At 63.1% G+C, this 3888-nt stretch carries 3 protein-coding genes; 2 read left to right on the forward strand and 1 reads right to left on the reverse strand.

Annotation, left to right across the window (positions count from 1 at the left end; all coding sequences use genetic code 11):
* Window positions 1-372: 372 nt before the first annotated feature.
* Complete coding sequence (locus tag EN969_RS20595; RefSeq protein WP_063170319.1) at window positions 373-1638, reverse strand: hypothetical protein; 1266 nt, start codon at window positions 1636-1638, stop codon at window positions 373-375.
* Between the two features lie 107 nt (window positions 1639-1745).
* Here EN969_RS20595 and EN969_RS20600 point away from each other — a divergent pair, with 107 nt between their 5' ends.
* A complete protein-coding gene (locus EN969_RS20600; protein ID WP_063168830.1) occupies window positions 1746-2801 on the forward strand; it encodes a CapA family protein in 1056 nt (351 codons plus the stop codon).
* A gap of 83 nt (window positions 2802-2884) precedes the next feature.
* Window positions 2885-3835: a DUF3137 domain-containing protein gene (locus tag EN969_RS20605; RefSeq protein WP_164747158.1), complete on the forward strand. Its 951-nt coding sequence runs from the start codon at window positions 2885-2887 to the stop codon at window positions 3833-3835.
* The last annotated feature ends 53 nt before the right edge of the window (window positions 3836-3888 follow it).

Raw genomic sequence — 3888 nt, forward strand, 5'->3', positions numbered from 1 at the left:
GAGTGATCCCAGGTGGTCCCCGACGCGTTTGCCGCGTCTGTAGTTGGTTGCCGATTGCTTCAAAATATGGACAAAGTTGGTTAATCAATTCCTCTCAAAACCAACGACGAGATGTGGATTTTGGCCAAATCAGCCTTCGTCCACGGCCAGGAAAGTGGTGTTGTCGCCCTTCCGACCTGGTTTTGCTGCCTGTTTTTGGCGGCCGAGTCAAGCAAAACAGCCACTGCTAATTTTTACGCAGCGCCTCCGCGCGGTGTATGCAGCGAACCGACTGCCGGCAGACCTGCCTACAAAAGGCGCGCGTGTTTCCGGTAAAACTGTTGCCTGCCATGCTAGATTTCTCGCGGGAAGGCGGCCTCAAACGGCCCACCCTCAGTTGAACCAAAGCGCAAACGTCAAAAACCCGTCGCCGCCGAACTGGCGCTGGATCTGGTCGAAATCGTCGCTGGTCGCGAGCTCGCCGCTTTCGAGGTAGGGCGCGATGGCCGGGCCGGTGATCGACAGCACGAGATCGAAGTTTTTTGGCTCGTCGAAGAAGCGCTTCATGTTGATGCCAAGCCCAGTACTGGCGGTGACGCGGAAATGCGGCAGCAGCCTGCGGCCTTCCAGGAGATCCTCGGCCATGGTCAAGGCGGCGAGCCAGGCCTGGACCTGCTCCTCGCCGACTTCGAGGCCGGTGAGCGGGTTCTCGCCCTTCTGCTGCGGTCCAGGCAGCCATTCGCGGTCATTGTCGGTCTCGGCGCGGATCGCCTTCCAGTCCTCGCGCGACAGCCGGATCATTTCCAGCAGGTGGCGGCGCGCCGCTTGCCGGCGCTCCGGTTCGATCACCGGCCAGTTGACGAGATGCACCATCGAGATGAAATCGGCGATGCGCCATTCCGAGGAGAAGATGCTCGAGCCCATATCGCCGGCCGGCGGCACCAGAATATCCTGCAGCGGCAATTTGGCGCGCGGGAACAGCATGTGAAACGAGCCGTCGAAGGTGCTCCTGAAATCATGCGCCAGCCAGAAATCGGCCTGCGCCATCAGGAACTCGGCATAGCCCTGCAGCCAGTAGCCGTCGGCGCGGTCGAAGCGGAAGGTGAGCGTGGGGGCGGCGGCGTCCGACGAGATACCGCCGCGCGAGAGTGAGGCGATGATCGCCGCCATGCTCTCGTCCGGCGCGATGGTGCCGTCCTCGTTGAGGTCGATGCCGGCATGGGTGAGATCGATGACCATGCCGATATCGGCATTGGGCGGCACCGAGGCAAACGTGGCTGCGGATTTCTCCAGCCGGTCACGGAAGCCGACCAGGATGGCGCGGAACTGCTCGTAAGTGAGCGGCTCGGGATTGGGATTGTCGGGCACTGGCAACCGCATCAGCGGCAGCATGAAGGATTGCGGGCTTTCGAAACCATGACGGTGCAGGCCGGTGGCCAGGATCTCCAGTGCGGTAAAGAACTCGCCCGCCCCGGCCGCATAGGCGGATGCCGGGTCTTTTGGCGCGGCAGCCTCCAGCGTCGAGAGAGCGGTGTCGCGCGCGGCCACGGTCTTCGCCTCAAACAATGTGGTTGCCGCTTCTGGCATTGCCGCCGACGCGGAAGACAGCGGCAGGAGCAGAATGAAAGCGGATGTCAGCAGGCCTGCCAGTCGTGTCATCTTTTCCCCCCAATGTTTGTCGCGCAGTGCAAACATACACCATTTGCAGCGTCGCGCTTCAACCCGCCCCGCGGACGGTCTACACAGGGCAAACAATTGGGCATCGCGTGTCGAATTATCCGTTTTCCTACAAGCTGTCCTGGCTGCCGCGTTTCCTGAAGCCGTCACTGGCCGGCGACGCTCAAGACTTTGCGCCGATGGCCGGGACGCTGATGGATCCACCGCCGAAGCAAGCGGTGCGGCTTGCCTTTGTCGGCGACATCTCGGCGGTGGCCAACCGCAGCGCGCCGGATTGCGATCCGGCGATCAAGGCGCTGCTCGGCGCTGCCGATCTGGTGATCGGCAATTGCGAAAGCCCTGTTGTGGACAGGCCAAGCGCGGTGCTGGGCACAAGGCTCGGCACGCATCATGCGATGAGCGAGCCGTTCCTGGCCGAGGCGCTGACGGCGGTTGGTGTTGCGCGCGAAAAACTCGTGCTGTCGCTGGCCAACAACCATGTGCTGGATCAGGGCATCGCCGGTTTCGACGAGACAATCGCGGCGTTGCTGCGGCTCGGCATCCGCACGATCGGCCTGGCCGACGGTCCGGTTGTGCCGATTCAGGTTGGATCGCTTGATATCGGCTTCGCCGCCTTCACGCTGTGGCGGAACGCCGATGAAAAACTGTTTGCCGGGCGCGTTTCGATGGACAGCGATCCGGCGAGCTGGCCACCCGCTGGCTTGGACCTTCTCTGCGCCGTGCCGCATTGGGACTGGGAGTTCCGACATTTTCCGCGCGACGGGACGCGAGCGCTGGCCAGGCGGCTGGCCGGGCAGGGCGCCGGGCTGATCGCGGGCCATCATGCCCATGTCGTGCAGCCGGTGGAAAAGATTGACGGGACGATCGTCGCCTATGGGCTCGGCGATTTCCTCGGTACCGCCTTTGCCCGGCAGCCATGGCCGGGCCGCATCGGCTCTATCCTCGTTGTCGATGTCAGTGCCGATGCCGGTACGCGCGGCAGGATCGCGTCTTACCGGATGCATCCCTTCATGCGCCTGCGCGCTGGCGACCACGAGCGGCTGGTGTTGATGGAGGCTTTGGAGGGCCGAATGCGTGACAGGGTCGCGGAGCGACTGAAAGCGGTCTTCCCTTCTCCACCAACCGATGAAGGCGTTCCCGCTTAACCATCTGGCGGCCCTTGCAAAACCAACTATCATGCTCCCGCAGAGGCAGGATTGCGGGGGTAGCGGTGGAATCAGCGGATTTCATGCCGAGCGAAACGGTCATCGCCGGCATCCGAAAAGACATCGAGGCCTATGAAGCGGCGAGGGCTTCGGCGGTCCGGCAGGTGCGCTGGCGGGTGCCGGTGTTCGTGGGGCTGGTGCTGGTGGCCGTGGTGCTGGTCGCCTGGCTGTTCAACAAGGTCGCCGACCCCAACGAGCAATGGGTCTCGACGCCGCATGTATTTCTCTATGTGATCGGCTTCGCGGCTTCGATCCTGCTCTATTTCCAGGCCAGGAAACCGGCGACGCGGCTGCAGCAATCGTTCCGCGAGACGCTGCTGCCGATCATATTCGGCTTCATCGCCGACATGCGCTACCAGCATGGCGTGACGCCGAATTCCTTCGACCGGTTGCCGCGCACGGCGGTTGGTCCGTTCAACCGGCAGGCGTTCGACGACATCGTGGCGGGCCGCTATGAGGGGTTTCCGTTCGAACTGTACGAGGCGCATCTGCGGGAAGGGTCGGGCAAGGGCTCCTCGACCGCCTTCCAGGGCGTCATCGTCGCTTTCGAGACCATCGCGCCGTTTCCCGGCATATTGGTGGCGACGCGGCGGACCAACGCGGTGATCAGCTTCTTTCGCGGCATATTTGCCAGCAAGCTGCAAGAGCTGTCCAGCGGCGATGCTTTGCTCGATGCCGCCTACGAGTTCCGCACCGACAATCTCGGGGCGGCACAGCCATTGGTGAGCGGCCGGCTGGCGCAGGCGCTGAAATGGCTTGGCGAAACCTGGCCGGACGACCCAGCCCGCGTCGCGCTCAACGGCAGCGATGGTTTCCTACTGTTGCCGCAGACGAAGAACTTCTTCGAGCTGCCGGATATTTCGGTGCCGCTCGACTACAGCAGGCATGTCGCGCCGATGATATCGGACATGGGCGCGATGCTGGCGACGGCGGCACTTGTGCGCAAGATCGGCGCGAAGGACGAAGCGGGTTGATCGGGCTGCGCTTTCAGCACTCGAAGCCGTATTTGTCACGCATGTAGTCCGCC

Source organism: Mesorhizobium sp. M7A.F.Ca.CA.003.01.2.1 (assembly GCF_003998945.1).
Lineage (GTDB): Bacteria > Pseudomonadota > Alphaproteobacteria > Rhizobiales > Rhizobiaceae > Mesorhizobium > Mesorhizobium ciceri.

Bases quoted from the DNA above. Each gene is read 5' to 3' on its own strand.
- EN969_RS20595 (WP_063170319.1), bottom strand. From the start codon at position 1,638: ATGACACGACTGGCAGGCCTGCTGACATCCGCTTTCATTCTGCTCCTG.
- EN969_RS20605 (WP_164747158.1), top strand. From the start codon at position 2,885: ATGCCGAGCGAAACGGTCATCGCCGGCATCCGAAAAGACATCGAGGCC.